This is a genomic window from Streptomyces sedi, from assembly GCF_006335015.1.
In the GTDB taxonomy this organism is placed as follows: domain Bacteria; phylum Actinomycetota; class Actinomycetes; order Streptomycetales; family Streptomycetaceae; genus Streptomyces; species Streptomyces sedi.
Genome location: NZ_VDGT01000020.1, coordinates 78265 through 96226, shown reverse-complemented (window position 1 = coordinate 96226; position 17962 = coordinate 78265). Strand labels below are relative to the sequence as shown.

The following is a 17962-nucleotide window of genomic DNA, read 5'->3' as shown; positions in this document are numbered from 1 at the left end:
TCGACGGCGACGCCGCCGACATGCCCTCCGGAGCCGGTGTTCCCGCCCCCGAGCGGTCGGGAGTGAGCGGCGACGGAACCGGAAGCGCACGTTTCGGGGTCGTTTTTCCCAGGACTTCGAAGACTTCGAGGACGAGGAGCAAGGCCGTGTCGAACATCGTGGACAGATCGTCACCAGCCCCGCCCGCCGCCGACACGGCCGGGCACCCGCCGACCCCCGACTGGCAGGGGACCTGGGCGTTCACCCTCCCTCCCGTCGAGGCGTCGGTGCCGCGGGCGAGGCACGCGGTCCGCGACCTGCTGCGCCACCGGGGTGCCCCGCTGACCGGGGACCGACTGCACGGGCTGTTACTCGTCCTGACCGAGCTGGTCACCAACGTCGTGCGGCACGCCGCGCTGCTGACCCCGGCGATAGGCGTCGAGATCGTCGTGGACGGCCGCTGGATCTGGCTGCGCGTCGAGGACGGGCACCCGTACCGACCGCACGCGCTGGCCGCCAGCCCGGAGCGGCACCGCACCGGCGGGCGCGGGCTGCTGCTCGTGCAGGCCACCGCCCAGGAGGCCGGCGGCTCCTGCGGGGTGCGGGCGGCGAGCGGCGGAGGCAAGGTCGTCTGGGCCGTCCTGCCCCTGGACGGCGTCGCCGGCGGCACGCCCCCGCCCGCCGCGTGACCGCCGCTCACGCGGCCACGCGCCGGGCCGGCGGCTCAGTGGCAGAGCCCCGACTCGTGGGCGGCGTGCCCGGAGGGCTCCAGCTGGAACGTGCAGTGCGCCACCTCGAAGTGGCCGCCCAGGCACGCCTGCAACTCGTGGAGGGTCTGCTCGTGCCCGACCTCGTCGAGGAGCTCGGGGCTGACCACGACGTGCGCCGTCAGCACGGGCATCCCCGAGGTGATCGTCCACACGTGCAGGTCGTGCACGCCCTCGACGCCCGGCAGCTCAAGGATGTGGTCACGCACCTCGGCCACCCGCACGTCCCGCGGCGCCGACTCCAGCAGCACCTCAAGCGCCTCCCGCGCCAGCTTCACCGTGCGCGGCACGATCATCAGGGCGATCAGCAGCGAGGCCACCGGGTCGGCGCGCTGCCAGCCGGTCAGCAGGATGACCAGCGCCGCCGCGATCACCGCGACCGAGCCCAACGCGTCCGCCAGCACCTCAAGGAAGGCGCCCCTGACGTTCAGGTTCTCCCGCTGGCCGCGCATCAGCAGCGCCAGCGAGAGGCAGTTCAACGCGAGACCCACCACGCCGAAGACGATCGTCGTCGCCCCCGGCACCTCCGTCGGCTCGCGCAGCCTGCTGATCGACTCGACCAGGATGTAGCCGCCCACCCCCAGCAGCAGCAGGCAGTTGACCAGCGCGGCGAGGATCTCCAACCGCGCCATCCCGAACGTGCGCCGCTCGCTGTCGGCCGGCCGGTTGGCGAAGTGGATCGCGGCCAGTGCCATCCCGATCCCGACGGCGTCCGTCGCGACATGCCCCGCGTCCGCCAGCAGCGCCAGCGAGCCGGTGACCCACGCCCCCACCATCTGCCCCACCAGCAGCAGCGCCGCTATGCCGAGGGCCACCCACAGGCGCCCCCGATAGGCCGCGCCCCTGGTCTCCCGGGCACCGTGCCCGTGGCCGTGGCCGTGGCCGTGGCCCAGCCGGCCGTGATCGTGTCCCGCGCCCATGCGCGCCGCCCCCTCTTCGTAGGCTCCCGACCAGTGAACTACGGGCGGGGGGTATCGGGCAACGCGGCACTGAACACCGTTGTCATGTGCTCTGACCTGCGCGTTCATCGGTCCGGCGGAGAGGGGCCCCGACCTGCGGCACTGGTGGGTCCACACAGCGTCCCCACCGCGCGCCGCAGGCGTCGCGGAACGGAGCGCGGCGTGTCACGGTCGGGTCGCCCGCCAGCCCTCCCAGGCCGAGGAGACCATCTCCGCGAGCCCGTGCCGCGCCGTGAAGCCCAGCCGCTCGGCGGCCAGCGCCGCCGAGGCCACCACCCGCGGCGGATCGCCCGCGCGCCGGGCCTCGACCACCGGCGTCAGCGGCCGGCCCGTCGCCTCGGCGACCGCCGCCGCCATCTCCCGCACGGAGACGCCCGCGCCGGTCCCCACGTTCACCGTCAGGTCGCCCTCCGGCGGGCCCCCGCGCGCCAGCTCCCGGGCCGCCGCGAGATGCGCCCGCGCCAGGTCCGCGACATGGACGTAGTCCCGCACACAGGTGCCGTCCGGCGTCGGGTAGTCGTCGCCGAAGATCACCGGCGGCAGCCCCGCGTCGATCCGCTCGAAGAACAGGGGGACGACGTTGGCCGCGCCCCGGTCGGCCAGCTCGGGGGAGGCGGCGCCCGCCACGTTGAAGTACCGCAGGCACACCGAACGCAGCCCGTGCGCCCGGCCGACCGCGCGCACCAGCCACTCGCCGGCCAGCTTGGTCTCGCCGTACGGGTTCACGGGGAGGCAGGGCGTCTCCTCCGTGACCAGCGGCACGTCGGGGGAGCCGTAGACCGCGGCCGAGGAGGAGAAGACCAGCCGGCGCACCCCGGCGCCCACCATCGCCTCCAGCAGCTCGCCGAGGCCGCCCACGTTCTCCCGGTAGTAGAGGAGCGGGTCGGCCACCGACTCGGGCACCCGCTTGCGCGCCGCGAGATGGACCACGCCCGTCACCCCGTGCTCCGTGAGCGCTCCGGCGACCGTGTCCGCGTCGGCGACGGAGCCGCGCACCAGCTCCACCCCGTCCGGCAGTCGCTCGGCGGCGCCGGAGGACAGGTCGTCCAGTACCACCACGCGCTCGCCGGCCTCGACCATCGCCCGCGCCACGTGGGCCCCGATGTAACCGGCGCCGCCGGTGATCAGCCAACTCATGCGGAAACCCTAACGGCCGCCTCGGACAGGGCGACTTCGCTGAGTGTCGGCGGCATCGCGTAGGGTCACATTCGGTGTTCGTCGGACGCCCTAAATGAACCGTGGGTTTCCCCACCCCAACGCCGTTCTTGCCGCGCGGTGGTCATCAGATAATCTCTGCCGACATGCCGCCGCAGAGCGCGGAGTTGTCGCGAGGAGTGAGTCAGCTGTCCAGCGCCATCCTGACCGGACCACCCGATCCCGGGTCCTTGATCGAGGACGAGTTGCGGGCGTTGGGATTCACCGTCTCGACGGTCCGGTCGCCGGGCGAGTTGGCGGAGGCGGTGGCGGCCGTTCCCGCCGGCCGGCGGGTCGCCCTCGTCGACCCCCGCTTCGTCGGCCACCGGCACAGCCTGCGCCTCGGCCTCACCGACCCGCGCTTCCCGACCGCCGCCGTCCCCGGTGCCCTGACGGCCGCCCCGGCCGGCCGCGCGGCGCTCGCCGCCGCGCTCGCCGCCCTCGCCGGCGACGGCGCCGACCGCGAGGCCGGCGCCGGCGGGCTCGCCGCGCCCCCGGAGGCGGACCGCACGGTGGACCGGCTCGCCGCGCTGCTGGCCGAGGCCGGTGCCGAGCCGCACCGGCCGGAGCTCGGCACCCTCGTCGCCGAGGTCCCGGCCGACGGACCCGCCCGCGCGCGGGCCGCCGAGCGCGTCGCCGCCGTCGACGACGAGGCCGTCCGGCTGCGCACCGCCGTGAAGTCGCGCGACGGGTTCACCACCACCCACCTCGTCAGCCCCTACTCCCGCTATGTGGCCCGCTGGTGCGCCCGGCGCGGCCTGACGCCCAACCAGGTCACCACCGCCTCACTGCTCACCGCGCTGATCGCCGCCGGCTGCGCCGCCACCGGCGAGCGCTGGGGCTTCGTCGCCGCCGGCGTGCTGCTGCTCGCCTCGTTCGTACTCGACTGCGCCGACGGCCAGTTGGCGCGCTACGCGCTCAAGTACTCCACGCTCGGCGCGTGGTTGGACGCCACCTTCGACCGCGCCAAGGAGTACGCGTTCTACGCGGGCCTCGCGCTGGGCGCCGCCCGTTCCGACGACGACGTCTGGGCGCTGGCGCTTGGCGCGATGATCCTGGGCACCTGCCGCCATATCGTGGACTTCGCCTTCAACGAGTCCCATCCGCCCGCCCCCTCGGGCGGCGGCGCGGCCAACGCCCTCTCCGGCCGGCTGGACCGCATCGGCTGGACCGTCTGGGCCCGCCGCATGATCGTGCTGCCGATCGGTGAACGCTGGCTGCTGATCGCCGTGTTGACGGCACTGACCACCCCCAGGACCACGCTGGTGGTGCTGCTGGTCGCCAGCGGCTTCGCCGCCTGCTACACCACCGCCGGCCGGCTGCTGCGCTCGCTGCGGAGCCGCGGCTCGGCGGCCTCGGCGCCCGAGGCGCTGGCCGGCCTCGCCGACAACGGCCCGCTCGCGGCGCTGGCCGCCCGCCCCCGACTGCCGCTGCCCGTGCCGGCCCCCGCCCTCGCGCTGCTGGCGGTGGCCGTGTTGTCGCTCACCCTGCCCCCGACGGTGGGGGAGGGCAGCTGGCTCGCCGTGCTCGGCGCGGCGGGCTACGCGCTGCTCGCTGGCCGGGCCGCCGCGCTCCCGCTGGCGGGCCGCCTCGACTGGCTGCTCCCGCCGCTCTTCCGGGCCGGCGAGTATCTGACCATCCTGCTGCTGGCCGCCCACAGCGAGGTGAACGGTGCGTTGCCGGCGGCTTTCTGCCTGGTGGCCGCCAGCGCCTACCATCACTACGACACGGTGTACCGCCTTCGCGGCGGCGCCGGGGCGCCTCCCCGCTGGCTGGTCACCGCCACCGGCGGCCACGAGGGCCGTGCCCTGGTGGTCACGGTCGCCGCCGCCCTGTGGGCCGGCGGCCAGGGCTTCACTCTCGCGCTCGCGACCCTCGCCGGGGTCCTGGCGCTCCTGGTGCTGGCGGAGAGCATCCGCTTCTGGGTCTCCTCCCAGGCACCAGCCGTACACGACGAAACAGGAGAACCCGCATGATCGGCCTCGTGCTGGCCGCCGGCGCCGGAAGGCGTCTTCGGCCCTACACCGACACCCTGCCCAAGGCACTGGTCCCGGTGATCGAGCCGGAGGGCGGCGAAGCCAGGACCGTGCTCGACCTCACCCTGGCCAACTTCGCCGAGGTCGGCCTCAGCGAGGCGGCCATCGTGGTCGGCTACCGCAAGGAGGCCATCGAGGAGCGCCGCGCCGACCTGGAGCGCCGCTACGGAGTGAAGCTCACCCTCGTGGAGAACGACAAGGCCGAGGAGTGGAACAACGCCTACTCCCTCTGGTGCGCCCGCGAGGTGATCGCCGAGGGCGTGATCCTGGCCAACGGCGACACCGTGCACCCGCCCTCCGTCGAGCGCACCCTGCTCGCCGCCAGGGGCGAGGGCCGCCGGATCATCCTCGCCCTGGACACGGTCAAGAACCTGGCCGACGAGGAGATGAAGGTCGTCGCCGACCCGGAGAAGGGCGTGCGCCGGATCACCAAGCTGATGGACCCCTCCGAGGCCACCGGCGAGTACATCGGTGTCACCCTCATCGAGCCGGAGGCCGCCGCCGAGCTGGCCGACGCGCTGCGCACCACCTACGAGCGCGACCCCCAGCTCTACTACGAGGACGGCTACCAGGAGCTGGTCCACCGCGGCTTCCACATCGACACCGCGCCGATCGGCGAGGTCAGCTGGGTCGAGATCGACAACCACGACGACCTCGCCCGGGGCAGGGAGATCGCGTGCCAGTACTGACCCGCCTCATCCCGTCCCCGGTCTCGGTCGACATCGCGGCGGGGGCTCTGGACAACCTGGCGGGGCTCCTGGCCGACCAGCGGATCTCGTCCTCCGGCCGGCTGGCCGTCGCCATCAGCAAGGGCTCGGGCGCCACGCTCCGCGAGCGGCTGAGCCCCGCGCTGCCGGGCGCCGACTGGTACGAGGTCGCCGGCGGGACCATCGACGCGGCCGTCCAGCTGGCCGACGCGATGCGTTCCGGCCACTACGACGCCGTGGTCGGCCTCGGCGGCGGCAAGATCATCGACGCCGCCAAGTACGCCTCCGCGCGCGTCGGCCTGCCGATGGTCGCGGTCGCCACCAACCTCGCCCACGACGGCATCTGCTCCCCGATCTCCACCCTCGACAACGACGCGGGGCGCGGCTCCTACGGGGTGCCCGCGCCCATCGCGCTCGTCGTCGACCTGGAGGTCATCAGGGACGCCCCGCGGCGCTACGTCCGCTCCGGCATCGGCGACGCGGTCTCCAACATCTCCGCCATCGCCGACTGGGAGCTGTCCCACCGGGAGACCGGCGAGCAGATCGACGGGCTGGCCGCCGCCATCGCCCGTCAGGCCGGCGAGGCCGTCCTGCGGCACCCGGGGGACTGCGACGACGACCAGTTCCTGACGGTGCTGGCCGAGGCACTGGTGCTGGGCGGCATCGCCATGTCCATCGCCGGGCACAGCCGCCCGTCGTCCGGCGCCTGCCACGAGATCTCGCACGCGCTGGACATCCTCTATCCGCGCCGCTCGGCCCCGCACGGCGAGCAGGTCGGCCTCGGCGCCGCCTTCGCCATGCACCTGCGGGGCGACGGGGAGTCCTGCGGGCTCTTCGCCGAGGTGCTGGCGCGGCACGGGCTGCCCGTGCGGCCGGACGAGATCGGCTTCTCCACCGAGGAGTTCGTCACCGCCGTGGCGTTCGCCCCGCAGACCCGCCCCGGGCGCTACACCATTCTCGAACACCTCGACCTGACCACCGACGAAATCAGGGACGCGTACGCGGACTATGTCAAAGCCATCGGTAGCTGAACTCCGCCCCGTGGTGCACCCCGCCGGCGTCAAGGACCGCCGCAGTGGTGAGCACTGGGCCGGGCGGCTGTACATGCGGGAGATCTCCCTGCGCTGGACCAGGCACCTGGTCAACACCCGCGTCACGCCCAACCAGCTCACCTATCTGATGGTCGTCGCCGGGGTGGCAGCCGGCGCCGCCCTGCTGATCCCGGGGCTGACGGGCGCGGTCCTGGCCGCCCTGCTGATACAGCTCTACCTGCTGCTGGACTGCGTCGACGGCGAGGTCGCCCGCTGGCGCGGCCAGACCTCGATCACGGGTGTCTACCTGGACCGGGTCGGCCACTACCTCTCCGAGGCGGCGCTGCTCGTCGGGTTCGGGATGCGGGCCGCCGACCTCTTCGGCCAGCACGAGGAGTCGGCGAACTGGCTGTGGGCGTTCCTCGGCGCGCTGGCCGCGCTCGGCGCCATCCTGATCAAGGCCGAGACCGACCTGGTCGACGTCGCCAGGGCGCGCAGCGGGCTGCCCGCGGTCAAGGACGAGGCGGCCACGCCGCGATCCTCCGGCCTCGCGCTGGCCCGCAGGGCGGCGGCGGCGCTCAAGTTCCACCGGCTGGTCGGCGGCGTCGAGGCCTCGCTGCTGATCCTGGTGGTCGCGGTGGCCGACGTCGTCGGCGGCGAGCTGTTCTTCACCCGGCTCGGGGTGGCGTTCCTGGCGGCGGTCGCCGTGCTCCAGACGCTGCTGCACCTGGTCTCCATCCTCGCCTCCAGCAGGCTGCGGTGAGCGCCCCGGAGACGGACCCGGCGTCCCTCACCGTCGGCGCCGTGGTGCTGACGATGGGGGACCGCCCGGCGGAGCTGGGCGCCCTGCTCGACTCGGTGGCGGCCCAGGAGGGCAAGGCCGTCGACGTCGTCGTGGTGGGGAACGGCGCCGGACTGCCCCCGCTCCCCGAGGGGGTCCGCGGCGTCGAACTCCCGGAGAATCTGGGCATTCCCGGAGGTCGGAACGTCGGCATCGAGGCGTTCGGACCCGCGGGTTCCGATGTCGACGTGCTGCTGTTTTTGGACGACGACGGGCTGCTTCCGGACAAAGAAACGGTCCGCCTGGTGCGGGAGGCGTTCGCCGCCGATCCCGGTCTCGGCATCGTCAGCTTCCGGATCGCCGACCCCGACACCGGGGTCACCCAGCGCCGCCACGTCCCCCGCCTGCGCGCCTCCGACCCGATGCGCTCCTCGCGGGTCACCACCTTCCTCGGCGGCGCCAACGCGGTGCGCACCGACGTCTTCCGGGACGTCGGCGGCCTCCCGGACAACTTCTTCTACGCGCACGAGGAGACCGACCTGGCCTGGCGCGCCCTCGACGCGGGCTGGGCGATCGACTACCGCGCGGATCTGCTGCTGCACCACCCCACCACCGCGCCCTCCCGGCACGCGATGTACCACCGCATGGTCGCCAGGAACCGCGTCTGGCTGGCCCGTAGGAACCTGCCGATTCCCCTGGTACCGGTCTATCTCGGCGTCTGGATGCTGCTCACCCTGGTCAGACGCCCCTCCTGGACGGCACTGAAGGCATGGTTCGGCGGTTTCGCCGAGGGCTGGCGCACCCCGTGTGGTCAACGCAGGGCGATGCGTTGGCGTACGGTATGGCGGCTGACCCGGCTGGGACGACCTCCTGTTATCTGACAAGCTCGGGTCTGAGACCATCCTGGGGCCGAAGAGTTCGCGCGGCCCCTACCGCCCTTTGCCCTGCGAGGACGAAAGTTTCCCAAGGTGAGTGAGACCACGCACGACAGTGCGTCCCCCCGCGAAGTGCCACTATCAGAACTCGCGGCCCGTCATGGTCTGTCCGTCAGTGGTGCTCGACCTTCGCTGCCGCAGTACACGCGGCAGCTCTGGGGTCGTCGTTACTTCATCCTCGCCTTCTCGCAGGCGAAGCTCATGGCGCAGTACAGCCAGGCGAAGCTGGGCCAGCTGTGGCAGGTCTTCACCCCGCTGCTGAACGCCTTCGTCTACTTTCTGATCTTCGGCCTGCTGATCGGCGGGCGGGGCGGGATGGACAACCAGGAGTACATCCCGTTCCTGGTCATCGGCGTCTTCATCTTCACCTTCACCCAGCAGTCGGTGCTCTCCGGGGTCAAGTCGATCTCGGGCAACCTGGGGCTGGTGCGCGCCCTGCACTTCCCCCGGGCCTCGCTGCCGATCTCCTTCTCGCTCCAGCAGCTCCAGCAACTGCTGTACTCCATGATCGTGTTGGTCGTCATCGTGATCGGCTTCGGCCACTTCCCCGACTGGGGCTGGTTCACGGTGATCCCCGTCCTGGCGCTCCAGCTGGTCTTCAACGCCGGCCTGGCGCTGATCATGGCGCGGCTCGGCGCCTCCACCCCCGACCTGGTGCAGCTGATGCCGTTCGTGCTGCGCACCTGGATGTACGCCTCGGGCGTGATGTTCCCGCTGCGCTACATGGTGGAGACCCGCGCCGACTGGCCCTCCTGGGTGGCCAGCGTGATGGAGGCCAACCCCGCCGCCGTCTACATGGATCTCATGCGCTACGCGATGATCGACGGTGACTACCATGACAGCATCCCGATGACCACCTGGTGGTGGGCGCTCGGCTGGGCCGTCGTCGTCGGCGTCGGCGGCTTCATGTACTTCTGGAAGGCGGAGGAGCGGTACGGCCGTGGCTGACTGGAACATCCCCGCCCCCATCAAGGTCGTCGACGACGGCCGCGTCCCCACCGTGATCGCCGACGACCTGCACATCGTCTACCGCGTCAACGGCGCCGCCAAGCGCGGCAACGCGACGGCCGCGCTGCGCAGGATCGTCCGCCGCGAACCCAACGCCCGCGTCCGCGAGGTGCACGCCGTACGCGGCGTCAGCTTCGTCGCCTACCGCGGCGAGGCGATCGGACTGATCGGCACCAACGGCTCGGGCAAGTCGACCCTGTTGCGGGCCATCGCCGGCCTGCTCCCGCCCGAGACCGGCAAGGTCTACACGGACGGTCAGCCCTCGCTCCTCGGCGTCAACGCGGCCCTGATGAACGACCTGACGGGCGAGCGGAACGTGATCCTGGGCGGCCTGGCGATGGGCATGACCAGGCAACAGATCCGCGACCGCTACGAGGACATCGTCGACTTCTCCGGCATCCAGGAGAAGGGCGACTTCATAACCCTGCCCATGCGCACCTACTCCTCGGGGATGCAGGCCAGGCTGCGGTTCTCCATCGCGGCTGCCAAGGACCACGACGTCCTGATGATCGACGAGGCGCTGGCCACCGGGGACAAGAAGTTCCGCCGCCGCTCCGAGGAGCGCATCCGCGAGCTGCGCGCCGAGGCCGGCACCGTCTTCCTCGTCAGCCACAACAACAAGACCATCAGGGACACTTGCGACCGGGTGCTCTGGCTGGAGCGGGGCGTGCTGATGATGGACGGCCCCACCGAGCAGGTGCTGAAGGCCTACGAGGAAGAGACCAACAAGTAGGCGGCCACGGGCGGATGGCCGGCCTCGCCCCGGCCTCCGCCCGCCACACGCCGGCGCACCACGCCGGCCCCCTCGCCGGTCGGGGTAGCGTGTCCGGAGACGGAAGGCTCCGCGACCCGAGGTAGAAATACGAGCATGACGGCAATGGTGAGAACGGGACCGGCGTGGTGACCGCCGCCGGGGACCGGTCGGCGGCGGCGACGCTGGCCAAGGCCGCCCACGAGAACTTCCCGGTCGCCCCCCGCTTCCTGCCCCGCGCCTGGCGGGACGACCTGATGGCCGTCTACGGCTTCGCGCGCCTGGTGGACGACATCGGCGACGGCGACCTCCCGCCCGGCGGGGCGGACGCCACGCTGCTGGGCGTGGACCGCGACCACTCCGACGACCGGCTGGCCCTGCTGGACGCGCTCTCCGCCGACCTCGACCGCGTCTTCGCCGCCACGGGCCCCGGCCCCGGCCATCCGCTGCTGGCCGCCCTGGTCCCCACCGTGCGCCGCACCGACCTCACCCCCGAGCCCTTCCGCGCGCTCATCGAGGCCAACCGCGTCGACCAGCGGGTGCGCCGCTACGAGACCCAGAGCCAACTCCTCGGCTACTGCGAGTTGTCGGCCAACCCGGTCGGCCGCCTCGTGCTCTCCGTCACCGGCACCGCGACGCCCGAGCGGATCCGCCGTTCCGACGCCATATGCACCGCGCTCCAGCTGGTCGAGCATCTCCAGGACGTCGCCGAGGACCTCGCCAACGGCCGGGTCTACCTGCCGGCCACCGCCCTGCGCCGATTCCGCGTGACGGAACGCGACCTGGCCCAGCCCACGGCCAACGCCTCCGTCAGGACCCTGGTCGCCTACCAGACCGACCGAGCACGTAGGCTGCTCGACGAGGGAGCCCCCCTGGTGGGAAGCGTCAACGGGCGGCTGAGGCTGCTGCTCGCGGGTTTCCTCGGCGGGGGTTACGCTGCGGCACACGCCATCGCCCAGGCCGGCTACGACGTGTTGGCCGGCCCGCCCCGCGCGAGCCGGACCCGCCTGGCGTACGCGGCGGCGACCGCACTGCGACAACGAGGAACGTGAGGCGCCAGCCCGTGACCAAGAGCCCCGCCGCGCCCGCGCCCGTGCTCGCCGCCTACCAGTACTGCGAGGCGGTCACCGGCCACCAGGCCAAGAACTTCGCCTACGGCATCCGGCTGCTGACCGTACCCCGCCGCAGGGCGCTCTCCGCGCTCTACGCCTTCTCCCGCCGCGTCGACGACATCGGCGACGGCACGCTGCCCGCCGCGGAGAAGGAGGAACGTCTCGGCGCCACCCGCGAGCTGCTGGAGCGGGTGCGGACCGACCGGGTCGCCGAGGACGACACCGACCCCGTGGCCGTGGCCCTCGCCGACACCGCGCGGCGCTACCCGGTGCCGCTGGAGGCGCTGGACGAGCTGATCGACGGCGTGCTGATGGACGTCCACGGCCGCCGCTACGAGACCTGGGACGAACTGCGCACCTACTGCCGCTGCGTGGCCGGCGCGGTGGGGCGCCTCTCCCTCGGGGTCTTCGGTACCGTGCCGGGCGTACGGGACGCCGACCGGGCGCCGGAGTACGCCGACACCCTGGGGCTGGCCCTGCAACTCACCAACATCCTCCGCGACATCCGGGAGGACGCCGGCAACGGACGCAGCTACCTGCCCGACGAGGAGCTGCGCAAGTTCGGCCTCGCCGAGGGCGCCCACCACGACCCGCCGCGCGAGGACGCCGACTTCGGCGGCCTGGTCCGCTTCCAGGTGCGGCGCGCCCGCGAGCTGTTCGCCGACGGCTTCCGGCTGCTGCCCATGCTGGACCGCCGCTCCGGCGCCTGTGTCGCGGCCATGGCCGGCATCTACCACCGCCTGCTCGACCGCATCGCCGCCGACCCGCACGCCGTGCTGCGCGGCCGGGTCGCGCTGCCGACCGCGCAGAAGGCGCTGGTCGCCGTCCGCGGCCTCGCCGGGCTCGACGCCCGCAGGGCCGCGCTGCGGGAGCGCGGGTGAGCGGCGAACGCCGCCGCGCCCTGGTGGTCGGCGGCGGCCTCGCCGGCACGACGGCCGCCCTGGTGCTGGCGGCCCGCGGCCGGCGGGTCACCCTGGTCGAGACCCGGCCACGCCTGGGCGGCCTCGCGTTCTCCTTCCGCCGCGAGTCGACCGTCGGCGAGCTGACCGTGGACAACGGCCAGCATGTCTACCTGCGTTGCTGCTCCGCCTACCGGGGCCTGCTGGACCGGATCGGCGGCGCCCGGCTGGCGCCGGTGCAGCGCCGCCTCGACGTGCCGGTGCTGGACGCCGAGAGCCGCCGGCTCGGGCGGATCACCCGCAACGCGCTGCCCGTCCCGCTGCATCTCGCGGGCGGGCTGGCCCGCTACCCGCACCTCGGGCTCGCCGAGCGCGCCTCCGTCGCGCGCGCGGCGCTCGGCCTGCGCCGGCTCGACCCGGACGACCCGGGGCTCGACGACCGCTCGTTCGCCGACTGGCTGCGCGAGAGCGGCCAGAGCCCCGGCGCCGTCGCCGCGCTCTGGGACCTCATCGGCGTCGCGACGCTCAACGCCAGGGCCGAGGACACCTCGCTCGCGTTGGCCGCCAAGGTGTTCCGCACCGGGCTGCTCAGCGGCAACGGTGCCGCCGACATCGGACTGCCGAGGGTGCCGCTCGGCACCCTCCACGACGAGCTGACCCGCGCCGCGCTGGCCCGCGCCGGCGTGCGGGTGCTGCTGGCCACCAGGGCCAGGTCGCTGCGCGCCGCCCCCGGCGGCGGCTGGCGGCTGGGCGTCAGCAGCAGGCCGGGCCAGGGGCACCGGCCCGATCAGGAGCTGGCGGCCGAGACCGTGGTGCTGGCCGTTCCGCAGCAGGCGGCCCACCGGCTGCTGCCGCCGGGCGCGCTGCCCGACGCCGACCGGCTGCTGGCCATCGACACCGCGCCCATCCTCAACGTGCACGTGATCTACGACCGGCCGGTACTGGACCGCCCGTTCGTCGCCGCGGTCAACAGCCCCGTGCAGTGGGTCTTCGACCGCACCGGGCCCTCAGGACTGGACACGCTGCCGGCGGCCAGGGGCGGCCAGTACCTGGCGCTCTCCCAGTCGGCGGTCGGCGCGGAGATCCAGGAACCGGCCGAGGTGCTGCGCAAGCGCTACGTCCCCGAGCTGGAACGGCTGCTGCCGAGGGCGGCCGAGGCCCGGCTGCTCGACTTCTTCGTGACCCGCGAGCGCACCGCCACCTTCGCGCCCACCCCGGGCGTCGGCCGGCTCAGGCCCGGTCCCGTGACCGGCGCCGAGGGCCTCTACCTCGCCGGGGCGTGGACCGCCACCGGCTGGCCAGCGACCATGGAGAGCGCGGTGCGCAGCGGCCTGACGGCGGCACGCGCGGCGGTCCAGGGAGCGCCCACCCCCCACCGACCGGCTAAGGAGCCCGCGTGAACCCGGACGCCCCCCGTCCCCATGCCGTCGCCGAACTACTGGAACGCAGCCGGGAGTTGACCACTCCCGCGCTGCGTGCCGCGGTGGCCAGGCTGGCCCCGCCCATGGACACCGTGGGCGCCTACCACTTCGGCTGGATCGACGCCGAAGGACGCCCCGCCGACGGCGACAGCGGCAAGGCCGTCCGGCCCGCGCTCGCGCTGCTGTCGGCCGAGGCCGCGGGCGCCGCGCCCGAGGTGGGTGTGCCGGGCGCCGTCGCCGTGGAGCTGGTGCACAACTTCTCGCTGCTCCACGACGACCTGATGGACGGCGACGAGCAGCGCCGCCACCGGGACACCGTCTGGAAGGTGCACGGTCCCGCCCAGGCGATCCTCGTCGGCGACGCGCTCTTCGCGCTGGCCGGCGAGATCATCCTGGACGGCGACGACTCCATCGCCGCCCGCGGCGCCCGCCGGCTCGCCTCGGCCAGCCGCCGGCTGATCGACGGCCAGGCCCAGGACATCGCCTTCGAGCACCGCGAGCGGGTCTCGGTCGACGAGTGCCTGACGATGGAGGGCAACAAGACCGGCGCGCTCCTGGCGTTCGCCGCCTCCATCGGCGCGGTCCTCGGCGGCGCGGACGACCCCCTGGCCGACGCGTTGGACACCTACGGCCGTCACCTGGGCCTGGCGTTCCAGGCCGTGGACGACCTGCTGGGCATCTGGGGCGACCCGCGCTCCACCGGCAAGCTGACCTGGAGCGACCTCAGGCAGCGCAAGAAGTCGCTGCCCGTGGTCGCCGCGATGGCGGCCGAGGGACCGGCCGCCGCCCGGCTGACGGCGCTGCTGACCGCCGACGCGAAGAAGAGCCGCGAGGAGTTCGAGGACTTCGACGAGGAGGAGTTCGCCGCCAGGGCCGCGCTGATCGAGGAGGCGGGCGGCCGGCAGTGGACGGCCGACGAGGCCAGACGCCAGTACGAGACGGCGATCGGCGCCCTGGACGCCGTCCCGCTGCCGCTGGACACCAGGGAACGGCTCACCGCGCTCGCCGACTTCGTGGTCGTGCGCAGCAAGTAGGTCCCGGCGACCGTCCGCCGCCGCTCCGGGCGGTCAGTCCAGCAGCGCGGCGCGCAGCCGCTCCCTGGCCGGCCCGGTGAGCCCCAGCCCGTGGGACAGATAGCGCTCGGTGCCGCCCCACTCGGCGTCGATGGTCTCGAAGGCCGTCGTCAGATACTCGATCCTGGCGTCGAACACCGGCGCCAGCAGCTCCGCGACCCGGGCCTCCACGGCCGCGTCCGCCGCCGCCTCCCGGCGCAGCCGGTAACGGCGGTGCGCCACGTTCGACTTGAGATAGTCCTCGGCTATGGTCTCGCGCTCCACGCCGAGCGCCATCAGCACCACGGCCACCGTCAGCCCGGCGCGGTCCTTGCCCGCCGCGCAGTGCAGCAGGGCCGGGGTGTCGCCGTCGGCGAGCGCGGCCAGCACCCGGCCGTGCTCCGCGGTGCGGGTGGTGACCATCGTCCGGTAGCTGCTCCGCATCCGCGTGGCGCCGCCGCCCGCGCCGAACTCCCGCCGCAGCCGCGCCAGGTCGCCGCTGTGCACCAGCTCCCAGAACGCGGCGCCCTCGGCCGGGTCGTCCAGCGGTATGTTCACGTTGCGCACGCCCGGCAGCTCCACGTCGCGGCCGTCCGTCTCCAGGTCGGCCTCGTTGCGGAAGTCGAAGACGGTGCGCAGACCGAGCGAGCCGAGAAAGGCCCGGTCCTCCTCGGTCGCGTGCGCCAGATGTCCGCTGCGGAACAGCCGGCCCCGGCGCACCGTGCGCCCCTCCCCGGTGGGAAGCCCACCCACGTCGCGGAAGTTCCGCACCGCCACCAGCGTCGGCTCCGTCGGCACCTCGGTCAACGCTCCTCCTCCCGGCAGGCCCCGCCCTGGGGCCGAACCGCAGGCGACCCTACGGCACCGGCCGGCCGCGATGTCAGACCGCGCCCGCATGATGGGGCCATGAGCGAGCGACCGCCTCCCGACCCCTCCGACCCCCGTGACCCGCCCGGTCCGCCCGACCAGCCCGACCTGTTCGCCCGCCCCGCGCGCGCGGTCGCGCCCGGCGCGGTCCACCTCCCCGACTGGCTGGGCGAGGCGCGCCAACGCGCCCTGCTGGAGTCCTGCCGCGAGTGGGCCGCGCCGCCGGCCGGGCTGCGGGTGGTGCGCATCGGGAACGGCACGATGTCGGCGCGGCAGCTCAGCCTCGGATGGCACTGGTACCCCTACGGCTACTCCCGCACCGCGGTCGACGGGGACGGCGCGCCGGTCAAGCCGTTCCCCGCCTGGCTGGGGGAGTGGGCGCTCGCCGCCGTGGCCGAGGCGCTGCCCGGGGAGCCGCCCCCGGCCGAGCCCTACGACATCGCGCTGGTCAACCACTACCCGGACGGCGCCCGGATGGGGATGCACCGGGACGGCGACGAGCGCTCGCCGGCCCCGGTCGTCTCGTTCAGCCTGGGCGACTCCTGCGTCTTCCGCTTCGGGAACGCGGAGGGCAGGGGCCGCCCCTGGACGGACGTGACGCTCGGCTCGGGCGACGCGTTCGTCTTCGGCGGGCCGGCGCGGCTGGCCTACCACGGGGTGCCGCGCACCGTCCCCGGCAGCGGGCCCCCCGCGCTGGGCGTGCGCGGGCGGCTGAACGTGACCCTCCGCGCCTCGGGTTTCGGCGGGGGCGGTTGAACGCCGTCGGGGCACCCCCGGTCAAGCGGCTTCGCGGAATTCACCCGATGGGAGCTGGCGAGGGGTGGCGAATGCCGGAAGTGCGCCTGGTCGCCCGCCTGTTGCTGCCTAGCGTTGCTTCGGCAGATATGACCGGCCGATAAGGACACCCATGCCAGTACCGCTCCGCCAGGTGGCCCGCACCGCCCGCCACGGCCGGCCCTCCGGCCGTGGCTCGGCGCTCCGCGAGCCGGGGTTCCGGCGCCGACTGCTCGCGCTGACGGTTCTGCCGGCGGTCGCGGTCGCGTCGCTCGCCGTGCTGGTGGTCGGCCACGTGTTACGGAGTCGACCGGCCGACGGCACGGGCGCCGGGGGAACACTGTGGCCCGCGCTCACCGCCGGCGCGCTGCTGACCTGCGCGCTGCTGGCCGGCGCCGCCCTGCTGGCAGGCGCCGAGGCCGCCCGGCAGGCCGGCCGGATCCACACCCTGCGCCGCCAGGCCGCCAGGGGGCGGGTCGAACTCCAGGCGCTGGTCGACCAGTTGGAGCGCGGCGAGCGCGTCAGGCCGCCCGAGGTGCCGGCGCCGACCGAGCCGGGGGAGGCCCCGCTCGAACTGCTGCGCCACGAGATCGCCGCCAGCAGGCACGCCGCCCAGTGCGCCGTCGCCCAGGCCGTGGCGCTCGCCGACGAGCGCGTCGGCTCCGACGAGCGCGTCGAGGTCTTCGTCAACCTGGCCCGGCGGATGCAGTCCTTCGTGCACCGCCAGATCGAGTACCTCGACGAGCTGGAACACGACGTGGAGGACCCCGAGCTGCTGAAGGGGCTCTTCCACCTCGACCACCTGGCCACCCGGATCAGGCGCCACGCGGAGAACCTCGCCGTGCTCGGCGGCGCCATCTCCCGCCGCCAGTGGAGCCGCCCGGTGCGGATGTCCGAGGTGCTGCGCTCCTGCCTCGCCGAGGTCGAGCAGTACTCCCGGGTCAAGCTGGTGCCCCCGGTCGAGGGCACGGTGCGCGGCCACGCGGTCGCCGACGTCGTCCACCTGCTGGCCGAACTGGTGGAGAACGCCACCGAGTTCTCCGCCCCCGGCACCCAGGTCCTGCTCCGCGTCGAACGCGTCACGGCGGGGCTGGCCATCGAGGTCGAGGACCGCGGCCTCGGCATGACCCCCGCCGAGCAGGGCCAGATGAACGCGGTGCTCGCCGGCACCGAGCGCCACCCCGTCGCCACGCTGCTGGAGGACGGCAGGGTCGGGCTCTTCGTCGTGGCCACCCTCGCCCGCCGGCACCGGATCGGCGTGCGCCTCCAGAGCAACATCTACGGCGGGGTCCAGGCGGTGCTGGTCCTGCCGCACGAGCTGCTCGGCGACGAGGCCGAGGGCCACTTCACCCCCGGACGCGCGCTGGGCCCCTCGCTGACGTCGGCGCGGTTCCCCGCCGCGCCCAGCTCCGCCGAGGCCAGCGAACCGGTGCCGCTGCCCCCGGTCGTCGGCGCCGCCGACCCGCCCCCGCCGCCGGCCGCTGGCACCGGACACGACCACCGGCCGCCACTGCCCCGGCGGGTGCGCCAGCAGCACCTGGTCCCGCAGCTGCGGGACGGCGTGCCGCGGCACCCCGCGCCGGCCGCCGAGGAGGAGGTCGAGCCGCCCGACCCCGGCCTGATGGCCGCCTTCCGGCGCGGCGCCACCCTGGCCGAGGAGGCCGAGGCGCGCGGCACCTGACCGCCGCC

Annotated in this window: 17 protein-coding genes; 14 read left to right on the top strand and 3 right to left on the bottom strand. The window is 74.0% G+C overall.

What is annotated here, in order from left to right; genetic code table 11:
* Window positions 1-146 precede the first annotated feature (146 nt).
* Entirely contained in the window at window positions 147-668 is a 522-nt protein-coding gene (locus FH715_RS22740) for an ATP-binding protein (RefSeq protein WP_246108906.1), read from the top strand.
* A 35-nt stretch (window positions 669-703) separates the two neighbouring features.
* Here FH715_RS22740 and FH715_RS22735 read toward each other — a convergent pair whose 3' ends face one another.
* Both FH715_RS22735 and galE read right to left on the bottom strand, forming a co-directional pair.
* Window positions 704-1666: a cation diffusion facilitator family transporter gene (locus FH715_RS22735; RefSeq protein ID WP_139648292.1), complete on the bottom strand. Its 963-nt coding sequence runs from the start codon at window positions 1664-1666 to the stop codon at window positions 704-706.
* A 204-nt stretch (window positions 1667-1870) separates the two neighbouring features.
* Entirely contained in the window at window positions 1871-2842 is a 972-nt protein-coding gene (gene galE / locus FH715_RS22730) for a UDP-glucose 4-epimerase GalE (protein ID WP_139648290.1), read from the bottom strand.
* A gap of 164 nt (window positions 2843-3006) precedes the next feature.
* Between galE and FH715_RS22725 the strand changes: the two genes are divergently transcribed.
* The 11 genes from FH715_RS22725 to FH715_RS22675 all read left to right on the top strand — a co-directional run bounded on the left by FH715_RS22725 (window position 3007) and on the right by FH715_RS22675 (window position 14614).
* The gene (locus FH715_RS22725; protein WP_139648288.1) at window positions 3007-4875 is read left to right on the top strand and encodes a DUF5941 domain-containing protein; all 1869 of its coding nucleotides are present in this window, start codon (window positions 3007-3009) and stop codon (window positions 4873-4875) included.
* The gene (locus tag FH715_RS22720) at window positions 4872-5624 is read left to right on the top strand and encodes a phosphocholine cytidylyltransferase family protein (RefSeq protein WP_139648286.1); all 753 of its coding nucleotides are present in this window, start codon (window positions 4872-4874) and stop codon (window positions 5622-5624) included. The genes FH715_RS22725 and FH715_RS22720 overlap by 4 nt, the downstream gene beginning before the upstream one ends.
* Complete coding sequence (locus FH715_RS22715; RefSeq protein ID WP_139648284.1) at window positions 5612-6673, top strand: iron-containing alcohol dehydrogenase family protein; 1062 nt, start codon at window positions 5612-5614, stop codon at window positions 6671-6673. Before FH715_RS22720 ends, FH715_RS22715 begins: the two co-directional genes overlap by 13 nt.
* Window positions 6651-7436: a CDP-alcohol phosphatidyltransferase family protein gene (locus tag FH715_RS22710; RefSeq protein ID WP_139648283.1), complete on the top strand. Its 786-nt coding sequence runs from the start codon at window positions 6651-6653 to the stop codon at window positions 7434-7436. Before FH715_RS22715 ends, FH715_RS22710 begins: the two co-directional genes overlap by 23 nt.
* A gap of 53 nt (window positions 7437-7489) precedes the next feature.
* Entirely contained in the window at window positions 7490-8335 is an 846-nt protein-coding gene (locus FH715_RS22705; RefSeq protein ID WP_139648364.1) for a glycosyltransferase family 2 protein, read from the top strand.
* An 87-nt stretch (window positions 8336-8422) separates the two neighbouring features.
* Entirely contained in the window at window positions 8423-9337 is a 915-nt protein-coding gene (locus tag FH715_RS22700) for an ABC transporter permease (protein WP_139648281.1), read from the top strand.
* On the top strand, window positions 9330-10130 hold the full coding sequence (locus FH715_RS22695) for an ABC transporter ATP-binding protein (protein ID WP_246108905.1): 801 nt from the start codon (window positions 9330-9332) through the stop codon (window positions 10128-10130). Before FH715_RS22700 ends, FH715_RS22695 begins: the two co-directional genes overlap by 8 nt.
* A 164-nt stretch (window positions 10131-10294) precedes the next feature.
* Window positions 10295-11200, top strand: a complete 906-nt coding sequence (gene hpnC / locus FH715_RS22690) for a squalene synthase HpnC (protein WP_139648279.1) — start codon at window positions 10295-10297, stop codon at window positions 11198-11200.
* Between the two features lie 11 nt (window positions 11201-11211).
* Window positions 11212-12141 (top strand): presqualene diphosphate synthase HpnD, encoded by a 930-nt coding sequence (hpnD, locus tag FH715_RS22685; RefSeq protein WP_246108903.1) that lies wholly within the window; start codon window positions 11212-11214, stop codon window positions 12139-12141.
* Window positions 12138-13559, top strand: coding sequence for a hydroxysqualene dehydroxylase HpnE (gene hpnE / locus FH715_RS22680; protein WP_246108902.1), 1422 nt, complete (start codon window positions 12138-12140; stop codon window positions 13557-13559). The genes hpnD and hpnE overlap by 4 nt, the downstream gene beginning before the upstream one ends.
* Complete coding sequence (locus FH715_RS22675; protein ID WP_139648278.1) at window positions 13556-14614, top strand: polyprenyl synthetase family protein; 1059 nt, start codon at window positions 13556-13558, stop codon at window positions 14612-14614. The genes hpnE and FH715_RS22675 overlap by 4 nt, the downstream gene beginning before the upstream one ends.
* 33 nt (window positions 14615-14647) lie before the next feature.
* On the opposite strand, the gene FH715_RS22670 is transcribed toward FH715_RS22675, so the two are convergent.
* Window positions 14648-15439 (bottom strand): tyrosine-protein phosphatase, encoded by a 792-nt coding sequence (locus tag FH715_RS22670; protein ID WP_246108901.1) that lies wholly within the window; start codon window positions 15437-15439, stop codon window positions 14648-14650.
* Window positions 15440-15538: 99 nt separating this feature from the next.
* Here FH715_RS22670 and FH715_RS22665 point away from each other — a divergent pair, with 99 nt between their 5' ends.
* The gene (locus FH715_RS22665; protein WP_139648274.1) at window positions 15539-16255 is read left to right on the top strand and encodes an alpha-ketoglutarate-dependent dioxygenase AlkB family protein; all 717 of its coding nucleotides are present in this window, start codon (window positions 15539-15541) and stop codon (window positions 16253-16255) included.
* Window positions 16256-16406: 151 nt separating this feature from the next.
* Window positions 16407-17954, top strand: coding sequence for a sensor histidine kinase (locus FH715_RS22660; RefSeq protein WP_139648272.1), 1548 nt, complete (start codon window positions 16407-16409; stop codon window positions 17952-17954).
* The last annotated feature ends 8 nt before the right edge of the window (window positions 17955-17962 follow it).

Coding starts and splice junctions, on each gene's coding strand:
- FH715_RS22735 (WP_139648292.1), bottom strand. CDS start 1,666: ATGGGCGCGGGACACGATCACGGCCGGCTGGGCCACGGCCACGGCCAC.
- galE (WP_139648290.1), bottom strand. CDS start 2,842: ATGAGTTGGCTGATCACCGGCGGCGCCGGTTACATCGGGGCCCACGTG.
- FH715_RS22725 (WP_139648288.1), top strand. CDS start 3,007: ATGCCGCCGCAGAGCGCGGAGTTGTCGCGAGGAGTGAGTCAGCTGTCC.
- FH715_RS22720 (WP_139648286.1), top strand. CDS start 4,872: ATGATCGGCCTCGTGCTGGCCGCCGGCGCCGGAAGGCGTCTTCGGCCC.
- FH715_RS22710 (WP_139648283.1), top strand. CDS start 6,651: ATGTCAAAGCCATCGGTAGCTGAACTCCGCCCCGTGGTGCACCCCGCC.
- FH715_RS22705 (WP_139648364.1), top strand. CDS start 7,490: ATGGGGGACCGCCCGGCGGAGCTGGGCGCCCTGCTCGACTCGGTGGCG.
- FH715_RS22665 (WP_139648274.1), top strand. CDS start 15,539: ATGAGCGAGCGACCGCCTCCCGACCCCTCCGACCCCCGTGACCCGCCC.
- FH715_RS22660 (WP_139648272.1), top strand. CDS start 16,407: ATGCCAGTACCGCTCCGCCAGGTGGCCCGCACCGCCCGCCACGGCCGG.